The 20,160-nt window shown below is 62.2% G+C and carries 19 protein-coding genes; 10 read left to right on the plus strand and 9 right to left on the minus strand.

Annotated elements, in window-relative coordinates; genetic code table 11:
• Positions 1–5 precede the first annotated feature (5 nt).
• Complete coding sequence (locus CPI83_RS23875) at positions 6–1,112, plus strand: YbhN family protein (RefSeq protein WP_097387805.1); 1,107 nt, start codon at positions 6–8, stop codon at positions 1,110–1,112.
• Here the strand turns inward: CPI83_RS23875 and CPI83_RS23880 are convergent.
• Positions 1,109–1,789, minus strand: a complete 681-nt coding sequence (locus tag CPI83_RS23880; RefSeq protein WP_007734477.1) for a FadR/GntR family transcriptional regulator — start codon at positions 1,787–1,789, stop codon at positions 1,109–1,111. The genes CPI83_RS23875 and CPI83_RS23880 overlap by 4 nt on opposite strands.
• Positions 1,790–1,952: 163 nt before the next feature.
• Here CPI83_RS23880 and CPI83_RS23885 point away from each other — a divergent pair, with 163 nt between their 5' ends.
• From CPI83_RS23885 to CPI83_RS23900, 4 genes are all read left to right on the plus strand, one after another.
• Positions 1,953–3,689 carry a 2-isopropylmalate synthase gene (locus tag CPI83_RS23885; RefSeq protein ID WP_097387806.1) on the plus strand — a complete coding sequence of 579 codons (1,737 nt, stop codon included), beginning with the start codon at positions 1,953–1,955 and terminating at the stop codon, positions 3,687–3,689.
• Between the two features lie 78 nt (positions 3,690–3,767).
• A complete protein-coding gene (locus tag CPI83_RS23890) occupies positions 3,768–4,316 on the plus strand; it encodes a YceI family protein (protein ID WP_097387807.1) in 549 nt (182 codons plus the stop codon).
• A gap of 61 nt (positions 4,317–4,377) precedes the next feature.
• Positions 4,378–4,758: a DUF3054 domain-containing protein gene (locus CPI83_RS23895; protein ID WP_097388239.1), complete on the plus strand. Its 381-nt coding sequence runs from the start codon at positions 4,378–4,380 to the stop codon at positions 4,756–4,758.
• Positions 4,759–4,815: 57 nt separating this feature from the next.
• Complete coding sequence (locus tag CPI83_RS23900; RefSeq protein WP_019747095.1) at positions 4,816–6,288, plus strand: oligopeptide:H+ symporter; 1,473 nt, start codon at positions 4,816–4,818, stop codon at positions 6,286–6,288.
• A gap of 6 nt (positions 6,289–6,294) precedes the next feature.
• On the opposite strand, the gene CPI83_RS23905 is transcribed toward CPI83_RS23900, so the two are convergent.
• The 3 genes from CPI83_RS23905 to CPI83_RS23915 all read right to left on the minus strand — a co-directional run bounded on the left by CPI83_RS23905 (position 6,295) and on the right by CPI83_RS23915 (position 10,667).
• On the minus strand, positions 6,295–7,032 hold the full coding sequence (locus CPI83_RS23905) for a sulfite exporter TauE/SafE family protein (protein ID WP_003945554.1): 738 nt from the start codon (positions 7,030–7,032) through the stop codon (positions 6,295–6,297).
• Positions 7,033–7,062: 30 nt separating this feature from the next.
• Entirely contained in the window at positions 7,063–8,742 is a 1,680-nt protein-coding gene (locus CPI83_RS23910; protein ID WP_097387808.1) for an NTF2-like N-terminal transpeptidase domain-containing protein, read from the minus strand.
• Positions 8,743–8,849: 107 nt separating this feature from the next.
• Complete coding sequence (locus tag CPI83_RS23915; RefSeq protein ID WP_198586317.1) at positions 8,850–10,667, minus strand: penicillin-binding transpeptidase domain-containing protein; 1,818 nt, start codon at positions 10,665–10,667, stop codon at positions 8,850–8,852.
• Positions 10,668–10,763: 96 nt separating this feature from the next.
• Here CPI83_RS23915 and CPI83_RS23920 point away from each other — a divergent pair, with 96 nt between their 5' ends.
• Positions 10,764–11,318: a hypothetical protein gene (locus CPI83_RS23920; protein WP_029254565.1), complete on the plus strand. Its 555-nt coding sequence runs from the start codon at positions 10,764–10,766 to the stop codon at positions 11,316–11,318.
• Positions 11,319–11,332: 14 nt separating this feature from the next.
• Here the strand turns inward: CPI83_RS23920 and CPI83_RS23925 are convergent, their stop codons facing one another.
• Positions 11,333–12,133: an HpcH/HpaI aldolase/citrate lyase family protein gene (locus CPI83_RS23925; protein WP_232816794.1), complete on the minus strand. Its 801-nt coding sequence runs from the start codon at positions 12,131–12,133 to the stop codon at positions 11,333–11,335.
• Positions 12,130–12,954, minus strand: coding sequence for a 2-oxo-hept-4-ene-1,7-dioate hydratase (gene hpaH, locus CPI83_RS23930; protein ID WP_097387811.1), 825 nt, complete (start codon positions 12,952–12,954; stop codon positions 12,130–12,132). Before hpaH ends, CPI83_RS23925 begins: the two co-directional genes overlap by 4 nt.
• Positions 12,955–13,061: 107 nt before the next feature.
• Here hpaH and CPI83_RS23935 point away from each other — a divergent pair, with 107 nt between their 5' ends.
• Positions 13,062–13,658 (plus strand): MarR family transcriptional regulator, encoded by a 597-nt coding sequence (locus tag CPI83_RS23935; RefSeq protein WP_097387812.1) that lies wholly within the window; start codon positions 13,062–13,064, stop codon positions 13,656–13,658.
• Here CPI83_RS23935 and CPI83_RS23940 read toward each other — a convergent pair.
• On the minus strand, positions 13,625–14,260 hold the full coding sequence (locus CPI83_RS23940; protein ID WP_232816795.1) for a flavin reductase family protein: 636 nt from the start codon (positions 14,258–14,260) through the stop codon (positions 13,625–13,627). The two genes, CPI83_RS23935 and CPI83_RS23940, sit on opposite strands and share 34 nt — an antisense overlap.
• Positions 14,257–14,712 carry a VOC family protein gene (locus CPI83_RS23945; protein WP_097387814.1) on the minus strand — a complete coding sequence of 152 codons (456 nt, stop codon included), beginning with the start codon at positions 14,710–14,712 and terminating at the stop codon, positions 14,257–14,259. The genes CPI83_RS23940 and CPI83_RS23945 overlap by 4 nt, the downstream gene beginning before the upstream one ends.
• Before the next feature lie 281 nt (positions 14,713–14,993).
• Between CPI83_RS23945 and CPI83_RS23950 the strand changes: the two genes are divergently transcribed.
• The 3 genes from CPI83_RS23950 to CPI83_RS23960 all read left to right on the plus strand — a co-directional run bounded on the left by CPI83_RS23950 (position 14,994) and on the right by CPI83_RS23960 (position 18,100).
• Positions 14,994–16,595, plus strand: a complete 1,602-nt coding sequence (locus CPI83_RS23950; RefSeq protein ID WP_097387815.1) for an ABC-F family ATP-binding cassette domain-containing protein — start codon at positions 14,994–14,996, stop codon at positions 16,593–16,595.
• A 51-nt stretch (positions 16,596–16,646) separates the two neighbouring features.
• On the plus strand, positions 16,647–17,186 hold the full coding sequence (locus CPI83_RS23955; protein ID WP_021343034.1) for a hypothetical protein: 540 nt from the start codon (positions 16,647–16,649) through the stop codon (positions 17,184–17,186).
• A gap of 143 nt (positions 17,187–17,329) precedes the next feature.
• A complete protein-coding gene (locus CPI83_RS23960) occupies positions 17,330–18,100 on the plus strand; it encodes an alpha/beta fold hydrolase (RefSeq protein WP_097388240.1) in 771 nt (256 codons plus the stop codon).
• 18 nt (positions 18,101–18,118) lie between these two features.
• Here CPI83_RS23960 and CPI83_RS23965 read toward each other — a convergent pair whose 3' ends face one another.
• Positions 18,119–20,152, minus strand: a complete 2,034-nt coding sequence (locus CPI83_RS23965) for a heavy metal translocating P-type ATPase (RefSeq protein ID WP_232816796.1) — start codon at positions 20,150–20,152, stop codon at positions 18,119–18,121.
• Positions 20,153–20,160 lie beyond the last annotated feature (8 nt).

Raw genomic sequence — 20,160 nt, forward strand, 5'->3', positions numbered from 1 at the left:
AGTCGATGGCTCAGCCTGGAAACACCCCACGGCGACTGAGACGACCACGCTCGCCCGTGGCCGAGACCAGTCGGGCCAGAGGGCGCTTCTGGTGGTTGAAGTGGCTGCTCGGGGTGGCTCTGATCGCCCTTCTGATCGTCGAGGGAATCATCCTGTGGCCTCGTCTCAACGAGTACTGGCAAGCTCTCACCGAAATCCATTGGGGTTGGGTGGCTGCCTGTGTAGCCGCCCAGGCGGTGTCCCTCAGTGGTTACGCGTCCGTTCAGCAGCGCCTTCTCAACGCGGCAGGTGTTGTCGCCGGTCACCTCAAGAACCTCTCGGTCATCTACGCCAGCACGGCGATGGCGTTGACGTTGCCTGCCGGCCAGGTCTTCTCGACAGCGTTCACGTACAAGCAGACTCGAAAGTGGGGGGCTACGCCGGTTGTCGCGTCCTGGCAGTTGGCAATGTGCGGTGTCATCGCCGCCGCGACTCTGGCACTACTCGGTGCCACTGGCGCAGTGGCGTTCGGCACCAAGGTCAGCCCGGTGACGCTGACGATTTCGCTCGTCGGCATGGCAGCACTGTTTCTGGCGTTGCGATACGTAGCCCAGAATCCCGGCAGCATCGAACGCATCGGGCACCGAGTTCTGGCGCTGTACAACCGTTCCCGCAAAAACCCGACCGGGCGCGGTATGCACCGTTGGTCCGAAATCCTCAAGCAACTGGACTCGGTTGAACTCAATCGGACCGACACTGCGGTTGCCTTCGGATGGTCGGCAGTTCACCGAGTTGCCGACGTCCTCTGTCTCGGTTTCGCTTGTTGGGCAGTAGGAGCCGATCCGTCCTTCGCCGGCCTGCTGATCGCGTTCACAGCGGCGAAAGCGGTGGGCAGTATTCCCCTCATGCCGGGCGGTCTCGGCTATGTCGAGCCCGTGCTCATCACAGCACTGACCATGGCGGGCTCTACCTGGGCGCAAGCCGCAGCAGCGGTATTCGTTTATCGGATAATCAGTTTCGTACTTGTCGCTCTGGTGGGATGGCTCGTCTTCCTCGTGTCATTCCGTGCAACCCACCACGAAGACCTCGAGATGGATCTCGAGTTCGAACGCCGCGAACAGCCGGGCGTTTAACGTCGCAACGCTGCCGCCATGTCGTCGAGGTGGGCTCGGCTGATCCGTACCGCTGCCTCCGCGTCGCCGGCTTCGATGGCGTCCACCAACATTCGATGCTCGTCCGCATCCGGCTGACTGTGTGGATGCAGGTCCAGAACCGCGATCAACTCGATCAACGCGGCCCGCAGACGCGGCACAAAAGTCTCGAAGAGTTCCGACAGCACGGGATTGTGTGCCGCATCCACCACTGCCCGGTGGACCGCAATGTCGGCGTCGACGAAGGCTGCGTCCCCGGAATGGGCGGCAGCAGTTCTACCGTCGAGCGCCTGCCGCAGAGCCGCGACGTCAACGGCATCGCGGCGCTGCGCTGCGAGGCGAGCCGCTTCGATCTCGACCGCGTTTCGCACCTCGACGACATGAAGAATCGCCTCGGCTTCGAGCACGCGCGGCCACTGATCCGGAGGCGTCGTACTCCGTAGGAAGACGCCGGCACCCTGTCTCGATTCGAGCATGCCGAGGCCCGCGAGGGTCCGCACCGCTTCCCTGATGGTGGACCGACCGATACCCAACTGCGCAGCCAAAGTGGTTTCACCTGGAAGTTTGGCGCCGACTTCCCATTCACCGCTCACGATCCGCGCTCGCAGCAACTCCGCAGCCTGGTCGGTGAGCAGCCGACGCTCGACGATCGGTGACACGTGAACTCCTCAGGTTGTCTGATAAGTGATTTCGTTCTAGTCTAGCCCGCATGGCTACAGGAGCACTCCTTCTCGACTGCCGCGGCGGGGCCTGACAGACCGGCACCCCTCCGCGGGGTTTCGCCATGCCGGTCTCTCGACTCGACCGCAGGAGAAACCGAAGATGAGTACTACCCGCGCCAACCGCTGGAACAACCAGAAGCCGTCACCCATGCCGTCCGAGCGCTATCGCGCCGCGTGGGATCGCGTCGACATTCCGATTTTCGACCGAACGTGGCCGTCCAATCGCACCACCGCGGCGCCCCTGTGGGTGCCCGTCGATCTGCGTGACGGCAATCAAGCCCTCGCAGAACCGATGGACCCCGAACGCAAGCGCCGAATGTTCGAACTGATGGTGGCGATCGGCTACAAGGAAATCGAGGTCGGCTATCCCTCTGCGAGCCAGACCGATTTCGATTTCGTTCGCGACCTGGTGCGGTTCGATCTCGTTCCCGACGACGTCACCATCGTCGTATTCACCGCCGCGCGTACGGATTTGATCGAACGGACGTACCAGTCGATCGAGGGACTGCCGAACGCGGTCGTCCACATGTACACCGCGACTGCGCCGACGTGGCGAAACGTGGTTCTCGGCAAGGAGCGAGAAGAGCTGCACGACATGATTTTCCGCGCGGCACAGGACGTGGCCCGTGGCGGCGAAGGCCACGACGGGTGGCGATTCGAGTTCTCCCCCGAGGTCTTCAACCTCACCGAACCCGATTACATCTTGCAGGTCTGCAACAGCCTCACCGAACTCTGGGACGCCAGTCCCGATCGCCCGGTCATCCACAACCTGCCTGCCACAGTCGAAATCGCCACCCCCAACATCTATGCCGACCAGATCGAATACATGCACCAGAACCTGGCCCGACGCGATTCGGTGATTCTCTCGGTCCACCCGCACAACGACCGCGGCACCGGGGTTGCATGTGCCGAACTGGCAGTACTGGCCGGCGCGCAGCGCGTCGAGGGATGCCTGTTCGGCAACGGCGAGCGCACGGGCAACGTCGACCTGGTCACGCTGGGGCTGAATCTGCATGCACAGGGCGTCGATCCGGAAATCGACTTCTCCGACATCGACAAGATCCGTCGAACGGTGGAGTACTGCAACCGAATTCCCGTCCACGAGCGCCACCCGTACGGCGGAGATCTCGTGTACACGGCATTTTCCGGAACCCACCAGGATGCGATCAAGAAGGGCTTCGCCCATCACTACGAGAGCGCGGAGGCTGCCGGCGTCGATCCGGGATCGGCGCCGTGGGCAGTCCCCTATCTGCCGATCGACCCCGCCGACGTCGGCCGCGATTACCAGGCGGTGATTCGTGTGAACAGCCAGTCGGGCAAAGGCGGAATCGCTTATCTGTTGCAGACCGAGTACGGGGTCGAACTCCCGCGGCGCCTGCAAATCGACTTCGCCTCGCGGGTGCAGCTCGAGACCGACGACTCGGGCACCGAAATGACCGCCGACCAGCTGTGGAAACTGCTGCTGCGCGAGTACGGGTACAACGGAGGAGTGCGTCGGTACTCACTGGAACACACCGCCGACGGTGATCAGTTGTTCGTCGCCATTGATCGCGACGGACACGAGGTCACCGCCGCCGCGAGTGCGTCCGGCCCGGTCGAGGCATTGAGCAAGATCCTGACGGAACAGGGCTCGGCCGTCGAGGTCGTCTCGCTCACCCAGCATTCACTGCCCCGCAACCCGGAGTCTTCCGGTAGTGCGAATTCGGCAGTCACCATCGCAGAATGCGTGGTGAACAGCGAAGGGCGCTGGGGCATTGCGGTGCATCAGTCAGTGACAGCGTCGGCGCTTCACGCCGTCTATGCCGCAAGCACAAACACTGTGATGCAGCTCACATGATCTTGCGGAAGGATTTCCTGGGGTCCATAGTTGAAGCTACAAGAACTTGAACATTCAACTACTTATTCAGGAGCTTCCATGACCACCGCAACCTTGCCCACATTGACCGCCGGAACCTGGGTCATCGACACCGTCCACTCCACTGTCGGATTCTCGGTTCGCCACCTCATGGTTTCCAAGGTTCGTGGAACGTTCGACGAGTTCTCGGGAACGATCACCGTTGCCGAAGACGGAACCCCCGCCGTCGAGGCCGAGATCTCCGTGGACTCCATCAACACCAAGAACGAGCAGCGCGACGGCCACATCAAGTCCGCTGACTTCTTCGACGTCGAGAAGTTCCCGAAGGCCACCTTCAAGTCCACCGCAGTGCGCTCCAAGGGCAGCGACTTCGTCCTCGCCGGCGACTTCTCGCTCCACGGCGTCACCCGCGAGGTCGAGCTGAACCTCGAGTTCAACGGCGTCAACCCGGGCATGGGCCAGGGCCCCGTCGCCGGATTCGAAGCCACCACCGTCATCAACCGCAAGGACTTCGACATCTCCATCGAGATGCCCCTCGAAGGCGGCGGAGCAGTTGTCGGCGACAAGATCACGATCACCCTCGAGATCGAAGCCGGCCTCCAGGCCTAACAACGTGCGCCTTTATTAACCGCCCGCGGTTAATAAAGGCGCACAGTCGTATGGTGTGAGCGTGAAGAAGTACGCACTCCCCTTGATCCTCGACGTCGTTCTCGTCATCGTGTTCTGCGCGATCGGACGTCAGACACACGACGAGGAAAATGCGATCGCCGGTCTTGCAACGACTGCATGGCCGTTCCTGAGCGGGCTCCTGATCGGGTGGGCAGCAACGTACGCGCTCTATCGCGACAAGTTCGATGCCTATCTCGTGATCCCGACTGGAGTCATCGTCTGGCTTTCCACCGTCATATTGGGGATGGCTCTGCGCATAGGCGTCTCAGGGCACGAATTCAAGATCACGTTTGTCATGGTCGCGACTCTCTCACTCGCGGTGTTCCTTCTCGGTTGGCGCGCACTCGCTCCGCTGGTAGCGAGGATCCGCACCAAGTCGTAACCAAACTCCACGGCTCGGAACCACCCGAAATGCTCGAGCACGTAGGACACTTTTCGAATGAGCAACACTACGGAGCCCGTCGAACGTAGCGAGAAAGAAGACCGGGGGTTCTTCGGCCAACCCTTTGCGCTGGCGAACCTGTTCGGCGTCGAAATGTGGGAGAGATTCTCCTTCTACGGGATGCAAGGCATCCTCATCTACTACCTGTACTACAGCGTCAGCGACGGCGGCCTCGGAATCAGTCAGGCGGCAGCGACCAGCATCGTCGGCGCATACGGCGGCACCGTCTATCTGTCGACGATTCTCGGCGCGTGGGTGGCCGATCGACTTCTCGGCTCCGAGCGCACGCTCTTCTACAGCGCTTCGCTGGTGATGGCCGGCCACATCGCCTTGTCGGTTCTTCCTGGCATGTGGGGTGTGGGTGTCGGCCTGGTCATGGTCGCCTTCGGCAGCGGCGGCTTGAAGGCCAATGCGACCTCTCTGGTCGGAGACCTATATTCCGAACAGGACAATCGCCGCGACGCCGGATTCTCCATCTTCTACATGGGCATCAACATCGGCGGTCTTGTCGGTCCACTGCTCACCGGAGCCGTCCAGGACGCCTGGGGATTCCATGCCGGTTTTGCTCTCGCCGCCGTCGGCATGGCTCTCGGCCTGATCCAGTACACGCTGGGTCGGAAGCATCTTCACGGAATCGGAGCCGAGCCAGGCAACCCGTTGCCCGCGGACAAGCGCGCGCTCTACATCGGGATCGGCATTGCTGCGATCGTCGTCGTCGCGGTCGCCTCGATCACCGGTTTGATCACCGCGGACAACATGTCCGACGTCGTTGTCGGACTCACGATCGTCGCGTCGGTCGGTTACTTCCTCCTCATGCTCACCAGCAAGAAGGTGACCAAGGTCGAACGCAGTCGAGTCTTTGCGTTCATCCCGATGTTCATTGCGAGCGCGGCCTTCTGGTCGCTGTTTCAGCAGCAGTTCACCACCGTGCCGGTGATCTCCGACAAACTCCTGGACCGCAATCTCTTCGGTTGGGACTTCCCGCCGACGTGGGTGCAGTCGATCAATCCGGTGTTCATCATCATCTTTGCCGGTGTGTTTGCAGCGATGTGGACAAAACTCGGTGACCGTCAGCCGTCGTCGCCGATCAAGTTCGCGCTCGGTACCGGCACGATGGGTCTGGCGTTCCTGGCATTCATCCCGATCACCGGTGGCGGACCGAACAGTGCACCGCTCCTCGGCCTTGCCGGAGTGCTTCTGCTCTTCACCTTCGCGGAACTCTTCCTGTCCCCCGTCGGCCTTTCCCTTGCAACCAAACTCGCGCCCGAGCATTTCCACACCCAGATGGTGGCGTTGTTCTTCTTGTCCGTTGCGTTGGGTTCTTCGATGGCGGGAACCTTGGCCGGTTACTTCGACATCGACGACAGTCGCCCGTTCTTCCTGATCATCGGTTTCTCGTCAATCGGAATCGGAGTACTTCTTGCTCTTGCCTCGCCCTGGATCAAGAAGCTGATGCAGGGCGTTAAGTAGACGGTCTCACTTCACCCACAACCACAGAGCCAACACGAATCCCGCTATCGCTACTGCCACACGCAGTACCGATGGCGGGATTTTCTTGACTACGGGCGGGCCACACCAACCTCCAGCCAACGCTCCGAGCGCCATCGCCAACGCGGCCACCCAATGCACCTGTCCGGAGAAGGCGAAGATGAGTGCAGCCACAAGATTGGCAATGCCGAGAAAGAAGCTCTTCAGGATCGTTGCACGCCACACCGTTTCGGAAGTGAGGATGAGCGTCGCGGCCAGGAAGATGACGCCGGCACCAGCACCGAAATAGCCGCCGTAGACCGCGACGGCAAACAGTGCGGCCGAGTAGATTCCGGGACGGTCACCGCCGCCGGACAACTCACGAATCTTCGGTTGCAGTAGCAACGCGAGCGAGGCGAACACAACCATCGCCGGCACAACGGATTCGAACGAACCTTCCGGTGCCAGCCACAGAATCAGGGCACCGATGATGCCACCGGCAGCCGAATAGAGAGACCAGCGAACAAGTTTCGGACCCGTGTCGGCAACTTCACGGGACGAGTTCGCCAATGCGCCGACGCCGACGGCCACCAACGCGACGGTATTGGTCATGTTCGCGCTGACCGGCGAAAGCCCGACGCTCAGCAGCGCCGGATACGAAACAATCGATGCGAGACCGGTGACAAAACCGACTAGACCGCTGAAGAATCCCGCTACGACGAGGAAAAGGAAATCGAGCAGGTTCACGAACCAGGAATCTACCCGCGGTGCCTGGTACTACTTGTCGGCAGGCTTGCCGAGTTCCTGGAAGAGCTTGTCCGTCATCTGCATTGCTCGATCGCCGCCGTCGGCGTCTGCGACGAACACTGCAAACGCGAAGTCACCACGTGATCCATAGAACCAACGATCGTCACCGCTCGCTGCACCGGCCGCCATCATGTCCGGGTACCCGGCCAGTCCGCCGGCCCCTCGCATGGCGTCGCGCAGACGATTGTTGACGTCGCCGGGCAATGCCGTCGGCGTGACGTCGGCGGTAGCCGGTTGTCCGAAGACCATCATCGGCAGCGGGGCACTGCCGCGGGCGATCGATGCCGCGAGCATCGCCATTCCGAACGGAGTCACTGTCGGCGCGTCCGCGTCGTTGGACGTCTTGTTGGCCATGACGTTGTTCATCGCCTGGTCCACGCCGGGGCGGTTCGCGGCAAGTACTGCCGTCTGCTGATCGAGTCCCTGAATGTGGAAGCCGTTGCCGAGTCCGAGTTGCTGCCCGGTGTCGGCCAACTGTTCGGGTGACACAAATCCGGGGTCGACGCCGTTCTGCATCGACGATGCGAGGCGGACCAAATCGAGGGCGCCGCCGGCCGGGCGCAACCCGGTGAATGCGATCGGGCCCTGTTCGATGGCCTGATTGTTCTGTGCTGCAGCCAGAATGGCGCCGTCCGACGGGCGGATCGCGACGATGGCGGCGGGAGTACCTGCACTGACGACGGCTTCGATCGCAGCGAGTTGAGCGTGCGAGTCGAGGGTTGCGGCGACGTCGGGGCCGGGAGGTCCTTGGAAGCCGGCTTGTTTGATCGGGAATCCGTTGGACTCCACCAGGTTGACCGCCCAACCGGCGGTGGCGTCGCGATTGGCCTGCCACACGGTCCGAAGCGGGTCCAGGAGCGGCGAGTTGATACGACGATCGGAGGCGATCAGCTTGGGTGTCTTGACCACGACGACGCCGGGGATTGCAAAATCGCTTTCCAGGTACGCGTAGTCGGGATCGCGGAGCAGTACGGCGGTGACGGGCTTGCCCGGGTTGGCCGCGAGGTCGGCCAGCATCGACTCCGAGGTCACCAACGGTGCGACGGGTTCGAGAACTGCGGCGAGGCGACGAGTGGTGTCGACGGGGTCCGGCATGGTCGCCGGGTCGAGAGTGATCGCGTTGATGGTCTGCTCGTTCATGAGCAGGGTGCCCGTGCTGTCGACGACCTTCGGCGGCGCAGCGTCGGTGCGGGTGTACGAGACGGTGCGCCCGTTTCCGAGGTCGGGAACCAGGACTGACGGGTCCCAGGACACCCGCCAACCGACGGAAAGATCGCGAACCTCGCCCTGCGACTGGTAGCTCCAGTCCTTGCCTTCGCCGAAGTTCCAGGACGCGTCGAGTGTGAAGAGTCCGGAGTCGCTACCCAGATCCATGACCTGAGCGACGTCGAAGTCGGTGGACTTGGCGGCCAGTCCGTCGAACATCTGCTGGATCGAGGGCCGGGCTGCGTTGGGGTACGACGTGAGCGCCGCAGCAGCTTCGGCGTCGTGGTTGTTGAGGGCGGTGACGAAGTCTTCCACCACCGAAGCGGCGTCGGTTTTCTTCTCCCCACCGATGACACATGACGCGAGCGCCACTGTCAGAACGACAGCAGTTATCGAAGCAACGACATATTTTCCACGACGGTTGTGCTGTCCTCCGGGCCCCATGCATGTAACTCTTTACTTCTGTCACACGAGTAACAAGCACGGGATGCCTACGAACGTGTCACGGTTGAGCTACGACGGCGTGATCCAACTGCAACGGAAAACAGGTTTCAGCGCAGAAAAGTGCCCGCTACCTGCACCGCAGGCGAAGAGCTGTCCGCGCCGGCAATGAACACCGCAAATGCGAGATCTCCCTTGATTCCGACAAACCACCCGTGTGCTGGACCACCTTCGGTTTCGGCCGTACCGGTCTTGCCCAGAAGCCCCGGAATGTCCTGCAACGACGTTGCCGTACCGCCTGTGACGGTCTCGCGCATCATCACCCGCAACTGTTCGGTCACCTCGGTGGGCGCGGGTGCCACGGTCTGATCTGCCACGCCGGGCTGTCCCTTGACCAACATCGGCGCGGGTGTCGTCCCGTTGGCGATCGAGGCCGCCACGAGAGCCATCCCGAAAGGCGTGGCGGTCACCGTGCCCTGTCCGATCGCGGACTCGACGCGTTCGGCGGGTGTGTTCGCATCGGGGACGTTGCCCGTCACCGTCGTGAGGCCCGGAGTGACGTAGTCGACGCCAAGCCCGAACTGCAGAGCCGCGTTGTGTAGAGCATCGGCAGGCAGACCGACGGCCATCCTGGCCATGGTGGTGTTGCACGACTTCGCGAACGCGGTGTGCAGCGGAACCGATCCGAGGTCGAACTCGTCGTCGTTGGGGATCTGACGGCCCTCGATGTTCTCGGTACCCGGGCACGCCAGAACGGTGTCCGGTGTAGCGACGCCGGCTTGCAGCGCCGCGGAGGTCGTCACGGTCTTGAACGTGGACCCCGGCGGGTACAGGCCGGTCAACGCAATGGGGCCCTGTGCGTCGGCGGGGGCATTCTGGGCCACCGCCAACACCGCTCCGGTCGACGGCTGTAGCGCTACGATCGCCGCCTGTTGCGTCACCCCGGCGAGCGCGTTCTCGGCGGCGAGCTGCAGTGGTCGGTCGATGGTGGTCGCGATGTTCGGAGCAACCGGCCCGTCTTGGCCGGCGACGGTGGTGACGGTTCCGTTCTGCTTCACCTGCTGCACCGCCCAGCCTGCGGATTTGTCCTGCCCCTCCTGCCACAGATCGGACAGCCCACTGAACGTCGGCGACGCCAAAGTTTTGTCCACCGAGAGCAACCGCGCTTGCGGCGCCAAGCTCACTCCGGGAATCGCCGCCAACCGCTCTTCGATCGGTGCAAGATCCTCGGCACGCAAAGTGATTGCGGTGACCGGCTTCCCGTTCGCCGACGCAAGGTCGCCGCTGAGCGATGCCGCCGTGATCGTCGGTGCGACGGGCGAGAGCAGGGCGGCCACGGCTGCCGTGTCCACCGGAGGAACCGCAGCGGAATCCAGATTGACCAGCGTCACCACCTGCTGCTCCATAATCGGCTGGCCTGCTGCGTCCATCACGGACGGCGGCGCACCGGGCGTGGGCGTGTAGCGCAGCGTGGTCGAGGCGGTCAGGTCCGGAGCCAGCAGCGCCGGATCCCACTGGATCAGCCAGTTGTCCCCGCTTTTCGACGCGTTTCCCTGCGTCGAGTAGTTCCAGTCCTGACCTTCACCGAACTTCCACGCCGCATCGAGTGTGAACGTCCCCGCAGAATCACCGGACTCGGTGGCGTCGGAGACGGTGAATGTCCCCTCGTCCTTGCCCAGCCCGTCGATCAGAGCCGAAATCGCAGTCGAGGCCGCTGCCGGATCGGTGGTCAGGGCTGCCGCCGCTTGCACGTCATCCGACGTGAGCGCGGAGGCGAACTCCTCTGCCACTGATTTCGGCTGGTCAGGGCCAGAACTGCAGGCAACTACCGATCCTGCGGCCAATACCCCCAGAGCCACGGCAGCCACGGGACGACGGAAAGTTCGGAAGCTCTGACGAGCGTGTGAAAGGCGCACGACTCCGATCATGCCCGAATTTGTGGCGCCGGTTCGACTATCGGTGTAATCATGTAATCAGTGCAATAAACGCACGTCATGCTCCACCAGCTTTCCGAGGAGAACGCCATGAAGAACTCACAAAGCTCCGGCGACCGCAGGTTCGGCCGTCCCGGAGGTTGGCAACAGGCATCAGTTCCCGACGCGAGTGATGCGTCCGACTGGTTTGCCGGTCGACTTCCAGATGACTGGTTCACCGGGACCGCCGACGTCCAGGTCGACCGCGAAGAAATCGTCGTGATCGGTGAACTCCCGGCAGTCGACGGTGGCGAGGCCGCCGCGGACGGAAGGATCTCGCGCTTTCGCGAAACCACGCGCGCCGACCGGATGCGCATCGCCGACGAGGCCGAGGCTCGCTACGGACGCAAGGTCGCCTGGGGTGTACGCCTGGACGAAAAGACCGTCCTGTTCACACATCTCGCAGTTCCGGTGATGACACGACTACGTCAGCCCGAACGCAAGGTTCTCGACACCTTGGTGGACGCGGGAGTTGCTCGCTCGCGAGCGGACGCTCTCATGTGGACAGTCCGGCTGGCGGGCAAGCACAGCGAACAATGGCTCACGGAACTCCGCGAAGCAATGTCGAAGGTCGACGATCTTCGGTCCGAAGGCCCGAAAATCTGAGGACCGTGCGATTTTCAGTAGACCGAGACTTTAACTCCACGAGTAGCTTTCGGAGCACGATACCTTTCCAACAAGGTCTCACAGCCTCGAACCAGCACCGCGACGTCGGTCCCGATTGCCACGAATCGACAACCGAGACCGATCGCGAAGTCGGCCACGGCGTCCGACCCCGCCAAAGTTCCCACCGGAACTCCGATTCGTGTGCACTCGTCCACCACGAATCGAAATGCCTCCTGCACCTGCGGATGCAGCGGCTGTCCGAGATGACCCGACGTCGCAGCGAGGTCCGACAAGCCCACAAAGACAGCGTCGATACCGGCTGTGCCCGCAATATCGCCTATGTTCGCCACAGCGCCGGGGGTTTCGATCTGCGCGATGAGAGTTATTCCGTCCGCGGAATTTTCGAGGTAGTCGACATCTCTGTTCCATCGTGAGGCGCGAGCGAGGGCGCTACCGACGCCGCGGTTCCCGAACGGCGGATATCGTGTTGCGGCAACGGCATCCCTCGCCGCTGAACCGGATTCGACCATCGGCAGCAGTAGCGTTCTCACGCCGATGTCCAGAAGTCTCTTGATATCAACGGCGTCGGTGCTCGGCGGGCGCACGATCGGTTCGACCGCATCAGCTGCAACAGCTCGCAACTGATCCGCCACCGACCGGAGGTCGTTCGGACCGTGCTCGGAGTCGATCAACACCCAGTCGAACCCGGCCCCGGCGCATATCTCGGCAGTGACCGCTTCACCGAGCCCGAGCCACAAACCGAGGGCGGGAGCAGTATCGGACCGAAGCGCGACCTTGAACGGCTTGGTTGTCATTGTTCCCCTTGTCCGGTCTCGGCGAACCGACACGAGACGGTGCCGAGCGAGCCGTAGTCGATGTGAAAGGTGTCCCCCGGCTGCGCCTGGATCGGACGGGTGAACGAGCCGGCAAGAATCACGTGGCCGGCTTTCAGTCCGACACCGAGACGTCCGAGTTTGTTCGCGAGCCACGCAACACCGATTGCCGGATGATTCAGGACCGCGGCAGCTACTCCGCTTTCCTCGACAACTGCGTTTCGATAGCAGAGCGCTGACACCCAGCGCAGATCGGTCTCGTTCGGTACCACCGGACGCCCACCGAGAATGATTCCGGCGTTCGCTGCATTGTCCGAGATGGTGTCGAACACTGTTCGTGTTCGACCTGATCCCGGGTCGACCTGCACGATCCGCGCGTCGATGATCTCCACCGCCGGAACGACATACCGCGTCGCGTCGAGTACGTCGTACAGTGTGACGCCGGGGCCACTGAGGTCCCGATCGAGGACAAACGCCAGCTCCACCTCCACCCGCGGAACAATGAAGCGCCCATGCGGTATCTCGGAACCGTCGGCAAAGAGCATGTCGTCGAGCAGTACCCCGTGGTCCGGTTCGGTGATGTTCGACGCCCGCTGCATCACCTTCGAAGTCAACCCGATCTTGTGGCCGATGATCGTCCTGCCCCTGGCAAGCTTTCTCGCGACCCATGCGGTCTGAATTGCATAGGCGTCGTCGAGGTCCATCTTCGGATATCCGAGTGAGAGCTGTCCGACCTGCCCACCGGACAGCTCTGCTTGGTCGAGTTCTTCGGCGGCGGTCCGTATTTGACGTTCAGTCAGCATGACGCTCCTGCTGTCGAGATTTCTGGGGGAGGTGAGTGCAGCGATCCGCGCGCGAGACGCTTCCGCCGCATTGCCGCGGTCGGCCTGCAGACTTGTAAGCTCGATTCGTGGAAGCGACGGGAACAAATGCCGATCGGCGCGGCGCGACAGGAACAAATGCCGAGCGCAGCAAACGGACCGCTGATGAAGCTATGGAACCCGTCCTGGCAATGTTCGACCAGTACGGATCTGCCGACGACCCTGCCGCTGCTCGACTGGGGCTGCTCGCGCTGTGGCTGGCCGACGACATCATCGGTTCGGTGAACCGAAGCCTCGAACCGTTCGAGATTTCCGAACGAAAGCTCGACGTTCTGCTCATCTTTGCCGCTCAGGCGATCAGCGACACAGACGAGCCGTACATGCGGCAGACACCGAGCGGCATCTCGGATTACTTCGGGATCTCCCGTGCCAGTGCAACCGGCGTCCTCGACTGGCTCGAGAAGCGCGAATTCGTCGAGCGCACTCGGACCGGGACCGACCGCCGGTCCACTCCCATCCAGATCACGGAAATCGGGAAAGGCACTGTCGCGGAGACGGTTCCTGCCTTCGAAGAGGCTTGCCGTGACCTCCTCGCCCCTCTGTCCGATCGAGACCGAAAAGACCTCGGCCGAATCCTCGGCAAGTGGTGGACTCATTTCAAAGATCCGGACACGACTGAAGGCTGATCGACCCGAGCGAGTCTGAACGGGTCGGAAGTGGTTGTGTACCAACCGCCACCGTGCATTCGCCCCACGAGATCGAGCGAAGCACCGTCGATGTGGCCTCGGCTCGGATCCAACACGTGCTCGTCGTCGACATGTGCGGTCGTGATCTCGCCGACCACGATCGATCGCCCGTAGCCGATCGACAACGTCTGTTGTTCCACGCATTCCAACGAAACTGGTGCTCTTGCCAACCGAGGGGGCGCAATGCTCTGTGAAGCAACCAGTTCCAGACCCGCGACAGTCGTTTCGTCGACTGCGGCTGGATAGTCTCCGGCGGTGATATTCATACTCTCGACAGACTCGAGATCTACAAGATTGATCACGAACTCACCTGTGTCGCCGATATTTCGAGCAGTATCCTTCGGAATTCCCTCACGAGCGCCGATCCCGATGCACACGAGCGGTGGCGTCCCCGACATCAGATTGAAGAACGAGAACGGGGCGGCGTTCACCAAACCCCTGACGTCCACCGTCGTGATCCAGGCTATCGGTCTCGGAACGATGAGGGAGGCGAGGAGGTTGTAGCGAGACTTCGGTGCCATCTCCCCCACGTCGAAAATCATTCGTTCGCACCGGCCGCAGACTGGGCGCGCAGGCTCTTACGGCATCTACACAATCCGACCTGGTGGAGTTCGACGAGGTTGCCGGCCGGGTCACGCACGAACAACTGCTTGAGGTCGGGCGAGGCGACGTTGTCCAGAGCAAAGTACTCAACACCGAGCTTGTCCAGTTCACGTTCGGCGGCCCCGATGTCAGCCACCGCGAGCGCTATGTGGTTTTCCACCGGATCCTTGCCCGGCCCCTTGCTGTAGGGCGAAGGTCCGTCGCTACCGAGAAGATGAATCTGCACGTCACTCGGAAGATCGAGGAAGTAACCATGAATACCGGGAATGTGCCAGCGTCCCGCATCCTGGGTCAAATTGAGAACGTCCCGGTAGTAGTCGCGGGTTCGGTCGGCGATGTCATTCCCCATCCCCAACCCGATGTGATGCAACTCGAGTACCTCTACGGCCATGATTTCCTCCCTGATACTTGCTCGAATATTTAGTATGGCAGACATATCATCTGGCAGGCGTAACAATGCCGATGCGTTTGCCTATTGTCAAGATCACAAGGAGCCGGACTCGAATAACCCATTGCACCGCCAGGTCGACCGCGTTAGCCTGGAACACGAATCATTCCCGACAGAACAGGAAACGGGCCGTTGCTCCTCTAGAGGTTCTTCACGCGAAGGCACTCGCACCCATCAGCAATTGCTGAGCCGGGCGCACAGTCCAAGCACCCTCTGGAGTACTCATGACCCAATCCCATCCTTCTCTGTCGCTCTCGGATCTCACCTTCATCTGGCCGGACGGCGAATCAGTCTTTTCCCGCACTAATTTTGTATTCCCCAGTGGCCGTGTCGGTCTCGTGGGACTTAACGGATCGGGAAAGTCGACTCTGCTGCGATTGATCGCGGGAGAGCTCTCACCGGGATCCGGATCAGTAACCGCTTCCGGCGAGGTCGGCTACCTCCGTCAGGACATCACACTCGATCCGAGTGTTCGGGTGGACGGCATCCTCGGTATCCACGAACTACGAAACGCTTTGCACCGCATCGAAACCGGTGACGGATCCGAGTCCGACTTTGCACTCGTGGACAACAACTGGGATATCGAGGAGAGCGCTCTCTCCACCTTGCATCGACTCGGCCTCGCGAAGGTAGTTCCGGATACGGCGGCACTGAGCCGAACCGTGGGCACCCTCTCCGGCGGAGAGACCGTCCTACTCGGCCTGACCGCAACGCTGCTGAAGAATCCGCAGGTGCTGCTCCTCGACGAGCCGACCAACAACCTGGACCGCGACGCTCGATCACGAGTTCATGCTGCAGTCCAACAGTTTCCGGGAACCGTACTGATCGTCAGCCACGACCGGGAACTGCTCGACACCGCGGAGTACACGGTCGAACTACGTCGGGGGGATCTACGCGTGTTCGGCGGCAACTACTCGCACTACCAGGAGGTCGTGACCGCTGAGCAGGAAAACGCACTCGCCACTGTTCGCGACGCCAAGGCCGATCTGGCGAAGCAGAGCCGCGAGCTGATCGACGCTCGAACAAAACTGGACCGACGTAAGCGCTATGGGCAGAAGATGTTCGAGAACAAGCGGGTGCCACTGATTATCGCGCAGGAACGAAAACGCCAAGCCCAAGTTTCGGCCGGAAAGCTGGCCCTCAACCATATCGGGAAGGTGGACGAGGCCAAGTCCGCCCTGTCGGAGGCAGAGGAACTCCTTCGAGACGATCGCGAGATTCGCCTGGACCTTCCTGCTACAGAGGTTCATCCGGGGCAGCAGGTTGCGCGGCTCGCCGAGGTGACGTTGCGGAGCGGCCAAGTGGTGTCGCTCCAGATCACCGGGCCGGAGCGGATTGCGCTACTGGGGCGCAATGGAATCGGCAAGACAACGTTGCTCGATGCACTCGCTGCGTCGACTCCGTTCGTAGCCTCTCGTGCGCTCCCCCAACGTCTCGACGTGTTCGACGAGGATCTCTCGGTGGCGGACAACGTCGCTTTGGCCGCGCCACATGCAACAGCCGAGGAAATTCGTGGGCAGTTGGCACGGTTCCTTTTCCGGGGAGCGGATTCCGACGTGTTGGCTTCTGCGCTCTCCGGCGGTGAACGATTGCGCGCGGCGTTAGCGACGATCCTTCTGGCCGAACCCGCGCCCCAGCTGCTTCTTCTCGACGAGCCGACAAACAACCTGGACCTACCGAGTCTCGCTCACCTCACGCAGGCACTTTCCGATTTCCGCGGTGCCATGGTGGTGGTGAGTCACGATCTGCCGTTCCTGCGCGACATCGGCATAACGCGATGGATCAGCATGGACGAGAATGGTATTCAGGACATCGATCCCGAGTAGGCCGACGGTTGACGCTATCGGTGCGAGACGGTCTGGCCTTACTGTGGGGCGATGTGCCTTCACCTCGACGCAACCGCCGCGCTGTCGATCGCAGGTTGGGTTCGCGAAGAACCTACTCGATCGGCCTCTGCCCCAGTTCCGCAACCGCTGGTCGGCGTTTGTGATCAACTCATCGTGTGGGCGAGTTCGTTCTCCGTACTTGCCAGTTCCGACGACCAGGTGTGGTTTCTCTCGGCGGAGAACTATGCCGGTGGAGTCGGCGTCAGTGATGAGGCGTTTCCTTGGAATGCGTTCCGGCACGAGAGCCTGGCGGTCGCTTCCGGGCCGGCTGAGCGCGCGGCGATCAACGCCTTCTGGTCCACTCACCTCCCGGTTCTGCTGTCGGTACGCAATGGGTACGAGTACCTGGCGCTCGCACCGGACGGTCAGGTTGTCCGTGGGGGAGAGCCTGAGTTCGAGGAGGTCACCGTAGTTGCCACTGATTTCGAGGCTCTGCTTCGGGGCATAGCCGCAGGCGTCAGCACGGCAGACCCCTTCACCGATGCACTGCTTGGAACGGTGGGTACTGCCCGGCCGGGCAGTGACCGGTAGCTCTGAGGGAGGCCGAGTTGATTGCTCGACTGGTCGTGAAAGTTCACGGCATCCGTCGGAATGGCTCCGGACGACTACTCGAGTTCGTGTGCGCAGTAGCTGGCACCCATACTGGACGGGTGTTGCACGACGTGAGAAATCCGGTGGACGGTGCGCGGATCGCCTATCAGATCGTGGGCGATGGCCCACCCCTGTTGATGGTGCACGGCACAGCGTTGTCGCGCTCCATCTGGCGTGGCTTCGGGTACGTCAAGGCGCTCCAGGAACAGTATCGTCTGATCCTCGTCGACATGCGGGGTCACGGACGCAGTGACAAACCACACGACTCCGATTCGTATGCAATGGATCTGGTGGTCGACGACCTCCTGGAGATCCTCGACACGGAGTCTCCGTTCGAACCGGCGCACGTCCTCGGATACTCGTTCGGCGGGCGCTCGGTGATGTCGCTGACTGTCGAGCACTCCGAACGGGTGCGATCGCTGACCGTCGGGGGCGGTAGTAGCCGGCCGATGACGGGGGCGTTCGACGCATTGTTCTTCCCAGGCTGCATCGACGCACTCGAAAGCGGCGGTATCGAGGGGTTTCTGAGCGGTTGGGGCGCGAGGCGCGGCAAACCGGTGGATCCACAAACTGCGACTGCCTTTCGAATCAACGATGCCCTCGCACTCGCGGCCTACATGCGCCGGGCCGAGAAGGAGCAGGGCATCGACGACGCCGTGCTTCAACGGATCACCACACCGGCGTTGTTGTTCGTCGGATCGAGAGATCGCGAGCGCCTGCCGGATACCGAGCATCTCGCGTCGCTGATCCCGGACAGTGCCTTGACTGTGATCGAGGGGGCTGATCACGCGAGCGCAGTCGCGGACTCCGAAGCTGTGCTGCGTGCGCTCGTTCCGTTCCTGAGCCGACAGTAGTCCGCCTTCATCCGCTCACTACTGCGGTGTGAGCACTCTCGACTCGGACGCGGTCACCGGTGGTTGCCGCAAGTCCAAGCGTCGCAGCAACTGGGCATTCGCGGCAACGACCACAGTGGATACCGACATCAGGATTGCTCCGACCTCCATCGGCAGCACAAACCCGACGGGCGCCAGTACTCCCGCAGCGAGGGGAACCGAGATCGCGTTGTATCCCGCTGCCCACCAGAGGTTCTGAACCATCTTGCGGTAGGTGGCGCGGGACAGCTCGATGACCGAGCTCACCGAACGCGGATCATCGCTGGCCAGAACAACTCCCGCCGATGCGATCGCCACGTCGGTTCCGGCACCGATCGCGATACCCACATCCGCCTGGGCGAGTGCCGGCGCATCGTTGACCCCGTCACCGACCATCGCAACGCGGTGGCCCGCAGCCTGAAGCCGAGATACCTGCGCGCCCTTGTCCTGAGGAAGCACCTCGGCGAAGACCTCGTCAATTCCGAGTCTGCGGGCGACCGAATGAGCCACGGCCTCCGCGTCTCCGGTGACCATGGCCACTCGAACACCGCGAGCGTGGAGGGCGTCGACGGCCAATGCTGATTCCGGGCGAATCTCGTCGGCCAATGCCAATGCGCCGATTACCTTCTCGTCACGCACTACATGCAGGACCGTCGACCCGTCACTGAGCCACTCTTCGGTCCCCGGGATCGCTGTGGCCCCGACCGATCTCAACATCCCCGGTCCGCCGACACCGACGCGTGCGCCGCCGACGTCCGCAGCAACCCCGATCCCGTTGTGCGCCTGAAAGTCGGAACCCGAAGTGAATTCGAGCGACAAGTCCCGCGCCGCTGCGACGACCGCGCGCCCGAGTGGATGTTCGCTGTCGAATTCGACGGCAGCGGCTGCGCTGAGAACTTCGTCGTCGGAATACCCGTCGACGCCGCGCACACCGACCACTGCGGGCTCCCCCTTGGTGAGAGTGCCGGTCTTGTCGAAGAGAACGGTGTCTACGTTGCGCATCGCCTCGAGGGCCATGCGGTCGGTGATCAGAATCCCAGCCCGAGCTGCTCGTTCCGTCGCGATGGAGACGACCAGCGGAATCGCCAACCCGAGCGCGTGCGGGCAGGCGATCACCAGAACGGTGATCGTCCGGGTGACTGCGCTCTCCGGTGTGCCCCAGATACTCCAGGCGATCGCGGTCAGCACTGCCGCGCCCAGTGCGTACCAGAACAGCAGAGCAGCGGCCTTGTCCGCCAACACCTGAGCACGACTCGACGAGTTCTGCGCCTGTTCGACCAGGCGCCGAATACCGGCGAGCGCGGTGTCTTCTCCCACAGCGGTGACTCGAAGCCGAAGTGCCGAGTCGGTGGCTACGGTGCCGGCCACCACCTGATCTCCGACAGTCCGGCGGACGGTCTTCGACTCGCCCGTGATCATGGATTCGTCCATGTCGGCACTGCCCTCGACGACCGTTCCGTCCGAGGGAACGCGGGCGCCGGGACGAACTATCACCAGGTCGCCGGTGGCCAGAGCTGCGGTGGGCACGGTTTCCACCGACTCCCCCACCACCCGTTCGGCCTCGTCGGGCAGCAAAGCGGCAAGCGAATCCAAGGCGCTCGATGTCTGACTGAGCGAACGCATCTCGATCCAGTGACCCAACAACATGATCACGATCAGAAGCGCGAGCTCCCACCAGAAATCAAGAGTGTGATCCACCCAGTGCAGACTTGCAGCCCAAGAAGCGAAGAAGGCAACGGTGATGGCAAGTGCGATCAGAAGCATCATTCCGGGTTGCCGAGAACGTATTTCGGCGACAGCGCCGGTGAGGAACGGCTTGCCTCCCCAGAAGTACATCACGGTGCCGAGTACCGGTGAGATCCATTCCACCAGAGAGTTTTCCGGCAATGTGTACCCGACCAGATCAGCGAACATCGCATCTGCCGCAACAACCGGAACTGCGATTACCAGCATGACTGCGAACAACGTCCGGAACTGTGCGACATGATCCGCGTGACCACCGTGTGCACCGTGCTCCATCTGGCTATGGTCCATCGCGCTAT

This window comes from Rhodococcus sp. H-CA8f, from assembly GCF_002501585.1.
In the GTDB taxonomy this organism is placed as follows: Bacteria; Actinomycetota; Actinomycetes; order Mycobacteriales; family Mycobacteriaceae; genus Rhodococcus_F; species Rhodococcus_F erythropolis.